General features: G+C 71.5%; 3 protein-coding genes and 1 pseudogene. 3 read left to right on the top strand and 1 reads right to left on the bottom strand.

The features are described 5' to 3' along the window. Window positions 1-265: pseudogene (locus HCN51_RS57520) on the top strand (MBL fold metallo-hydrolase); the annotation flags it as partial. 296 nt (window positions 266-561) lie between these two features. Here the strand turns inward: HCN51_RS57520 and HCN51_RS57515 are convergent. Next, complete coding sequence (locus HCN51_RS57515) at window positions 562-1,761, bottom strand: hypothetical protein (protein WP_346434194.1); 1,200 nt, start codon at window positions 1,759-1,761, stop codon at window positions 562-564. On the opposite strand from HCN51_RS57515, the gene HCN51_RS57510 reads away from it, so the two are divergent. Both HCN51_RS57510 and HCN51_RS57505 read left to right on the top strand, forming a co-directional pair. Continuing rightward, window positions 1,666-3,294, top strand: coding sequence for a hypothetical protein (locus tag HCN51_RS57510; RefSeq protein WP_168022199.1), 1,629 nt, complete (start codon window positions 1,666-1,668; stop codon window positions 3,292-3,294). The two genes, HCN51_RS57515 and HCN51_RS57510, sit on opposite strands and share 96 nt — an antisense overlap. A gap of 81 nt (window positions 3,295-3,375) precedes the next feature. Then, window positions 3,376-4,116 (top strand): SAM-dependent methyltransferase, encoded by a 741-nt coding sequence (locus tag HCN51_RS57505; RefSeq protein WP_168022200.1) that lies wholly within the window; start codon window positions 3,376-3,378, stop codon window positions 4,114-4,116. Window positions 4,117-4,173 lie beyond the last annotated feature (57 nt).

Below are 4,173 nucleotides of genomic sequence, written 5' to 3'. Positions count from 1 at the left end.
CAGCCACTACGGGCCGGTTCATGCCGTTCGAGAGACGCTCGAACGTTCGGCGGAGGAGCTTCGGGTCTGGGTCGATCTCACCCGGCGAGCCCGATCCGAGGGCATGGATCTGGATCACGCGGTCGCCATGGTGCGGGACCGCACCAAGGAGCGCTACCACGCGATGAGTGCCGACGAGGCCACCGCTGAGCAGTTCGAGCTGTTGAACGGCGCTTCGTCGAACGTCGCGGGGATCATGCACTGGCTGAACCGGGTCTCCCCATGACCTCGCCGGTATTCGGGTGTTCTGCGCCGCCGCTGTCGATGCTTTCGCCGCCACCGCCGTCGCTGTCGGTGCTACCGCCGCCGCTGCCTCTGTCGCTGCCACCGCCGCCGCCGCTGCCCGTCGGCCCCTGAGAGGACGTACTGCGGGAACATCTCTCCCGACAGGACAAGGACGTGCCACGGAAGCATCTCTCTGACGGGACGTGCCGCTGAAACACCTCGCCCGCCGCACGGGCCTGCCCCTCAAGCAGATGCAGGAGGGGCGGCTCGTACGGCGGGCGTGGGTGTCAGCGAGCGTCAGCTCTCGTTCTTCGGCTTCTCGGTACGCGATTCGGCATCGTCGTTCAGGACGTCGCCGAAGTTCGGCTCGATGAACGCCGGCGTGATACCGGGCACTCCCGTCTCCGCGGCTGCCGCCTCCGGGGAGGCATCGCCATCGGAGTCGTCCTCGCTCTCGGCGGAGGCTTCGGCCGCCGCCTTGGAGGCAGGGACGTGCTCCTCTTCGTCAGCCTCGTCACCGGGAGCGGCCTCGACGTCGACATCAGCGCGCGAGGAGGCGGCGTCAGCCTCCTCGTCCACATCTGCGTCGGCCTCAGCGTTCGCACTGGCGACCGCCTCGGCGTCGGCGTCGACGTCGGCGTGTGCGACAACGTCCTCGTCCGCGTCGGCGTCCTCGTCTACATCGGCGTCGGTCTCGGCGGACAGGAGGTCTCCGGCCTCGGCGAGGGCGGCGGCGTCGTCCGCTTCCTCGTCCACCCTGGCGACGTCCTCAGCGCCGGACACACCGGCGTCGTCGAAGTCGTCCTCCTCGTCGAAGTCCTCCTCGACGTCCTCGATGACGGCTCCCGTCAGCTCCGCGTACCGTTCGGCCGCGTCCGTCTCCCCGTCCTCGTCGAACGCCATCGCCCTGCCGAACCAGTCCGTCGCCGCGTCCTGGTGCCCGGCGTCGGCCAGCGCGTCGGCGTAGGCGAACGCGAGCCGTGCCGACCACGGCCTCGGCTGCGGGTCGCGCAGCTCGGGCAGGCGCTGCAGGGTGATCACGGCGGCGTCGTGCTGGCCGAGGTCGCGGCGGGCGCCGGACTCGACGATGGTCAGCTCGATGCGGCCGGCCCGGTCGAGGCGCTCGGCCTCGGGCGAACGTACGAGGTCGATGGCCCGCTCCGGACGGCCCATCCCGCGCTCGCAGTCGGCCATGACCGGCAGGTACGCGTCCGAACCGGTCATCCGCCTGGCCGCCCGCAGGTCGCTCAGCGCCTCCGAGAAGTGGCCGGCGCGGTAGGCGACGATGCCCGCGGCCTCGCGTACGACACCGATCCGGGCCGCGAACCTGCGTGCCACCTTCGTGTGCTCGTGCGCCCGGTCGGGGTCGTCCTCCTCCAACGCCCGCTCGGCGGCGACCAGGTGCCGTCCGACCAGGTCGGCGAGGTCACCGGGGAGCGATCGCAGCTCCTCGAGGACCTCCTTCTCCAGCTCGTCCACCGTGATGTCGGGAGGCACGTCGGGCAGCTTCTCGCGCTGCGGCGCCTCGGCAGCGCCCTCGGCGTCGCCCCTGCCGTACCTCGCGCGGGTGCCGGCACCGGGGCGCTCCTCGCGGCCTTCACGAGAGAACGGACGGGAGTCGCGGTCGCCCCTCTCCCGGTAACCGCCCTCACGCCTGTCACCGGAACGGCCACGGTCACCGAAGCCGCCCTCACGGCGCGGCCCGCGATCGTCACGGAACCCGCCCTCACGACGAGGCCCGCGGTCATCACGGAAGCCACCCTCGCGGCGCGGCCCACGATCGCCGAACCCGCCCTCGCGCCGGTCGCCGTAGCCACCTTCACGACGGGGCCCACGGTCACCGTAGCCGCCCTCACGACGCTCACCGTAGCCGCCTTCCCTACGACGGTCGTCGCGGAAGCCGCCCTCACGGCGCGGCCCACGGTCGTCACGGAAGCCACCCTCTCGGCGCGGCCCGCGATCACCGAACCCGCCTTCACGGCGCGGTCCACGATCGCCGAAGCCACCCTCACGACGGGGCCCACGGTCATCGCGGAACCCGCCCTCACGGCGCGGCCCGCGATCACCGAACCCGCCCTCACGGCGCGGCCCGCGATCACCGAACCCGCCCTCACGGCGCGGCCCCCGGTCGTCGCGGTCGCGGAACCCGCCCTCACGACGGTCGCCGAAGCCGCCCTCGCGGCGCGGCCGCCATTCGTCGCGGTCACGATAGGTACGGCGGTCATCGCCCTCGCGGCGGGGACCCCGGTCCTCGAAACCGCCCTCACGACGCCCGGCGTAGCCGCCTTCGCGACGAGGCCCACGGTCGTCACGGAACCCGCCTTCACGGCGCGGCCCACGGTCACCGAAGCCACCCTCACGGCGCGGTCCACGATCGCCGAAGCCGCCCTCACGCCGGGGCCCACGGTCATCGCGGAACCCGCCCTCACGGCGCGGCCCCCGGTCGTCGCGGTCACGGAACCCGCCTTCGCGGCGCGGTCCACGATCGCCGAAGCCGCCCTCACGACGGTCGCCGTAGCCACCTTCGCGGCGCGGCCCGCGGTCGTCCCTGTCTCGATAGGGACGGCGGTCATCACTCCGGGGCCCGCGATCGTCCCCCTCGCGCCTGGGGCCGCGGTAACCGCCTTCGCGGCGCGGCCCCCGGTCGTCACGGTCGCGGAACGGCCGGCGCTCGTCGCCCTCGCGGCGGCCTCCTCGGTCGTCTCGGGTGTCGTCGCGCCTGGGGCCGCGGTCACCGCGGTTGAAGGAGCGCGACCGGTCGTCGGAACGGAACGGACGGTCACCGCCGGAGTCTCGCCCGCGAGAGCCGTAGCCGCCGCTCCTGCCACTTCCGCCGGAGCGCCTGTCACCGTAGTCGCCGCGCCCGGCCTGTCCGCCGTCCGATCCGTTATCTCTGTTCACTTCTGGTCCATTTCGTTGGCTCACCCAGCGGACTCACAACGACGGTCCACCGTGGCTGGTCGCCGCCCGCCCGCGGGCCTTACGCGACGAAGGCCACCCGTGGGGGGTGGCCCGGTCTCTCCAGCCTAGCAAGTCACCGAACGTCCACGAGCCCAACGCAACCCCGATATTGATTGGACCGCAAACACCCGGTCGGCGAGACTGCTCCGCATGTCACTGCGCTTCCACGAAATCGCCGAGTCCCGGCACCGGATTCTGAACCCGTTGACGGACGACAAGCTCAACCTGCTGGGTGAGATCTGCCACTTCGGCCCCGGCACCCGCATCCTGGATCTCGCCTGCGGAAAGGGCGAGCTCCTTTCCCGGTGGGCGGCCGATTATGGCATCCAGGGCGTCGGCGTCGACATCAGCGAAGCATTTCTGAGCGCCGCCGCAATCCGCGCGGAAGAGCTGGGCGTGACCGAGCGGGTCGAGTTCGTGGAAGCGGACGCCGGCACCTATGAGGCCGTTCCGGAGTCGTACGACGTGGTGTCCTGTATCGGCGCTACCTGGATCGGCGGCGGCCTGACGGGCACCTTGGAGCTCATGCGCCGCTGGCTGCGCCCGAACGGCATCGTGCTGGTCGGCGAGTGCTATTGGACGTCACCGCCACCGCCCGAGGCATCCACCGCGCTAAAGATCGACGAAGACGCGTTCACCTCGTTGCTCGGCACGGCTGAGCGTGCCGAATCGGCCGGATTCGAGCTGCTGGACATGGTGCTGGCCAACCCGGACAGCTGGGACAGGTACGTCGCGAGCCAGTGGTGGACGATCAGCGACTGGCTGCGCGAGAACCCTGATGACCCGGACGCGCCGGCGATGCGTGAATTCCTGACGCAGGCACGTCGTTCCCATCTGGAGTACGGCCGTGACTACCTCGGCTGGGGCGTCTTCGTCCTGCGCCCGTCGTGAACCCGGACGCCCGGCCCGCCTTTCGGATGGCCGGGCCCGGTCTGACGCCTTGAGGGC

The sequence above is a fragment of the Nonomuraea composti genome, from assembly GCF_012034275.1.
Taxonomy (GTDB): domain Bacteria; phylum Actinomycetota; class Actinomycetes; order Streptosporangiales; family Streptosporangiaceae; genus Nonomuraea; species Nonomuraea composti.
This window is presented reverse-complemented; position numbering and strand designations above follow the sequence as displayed.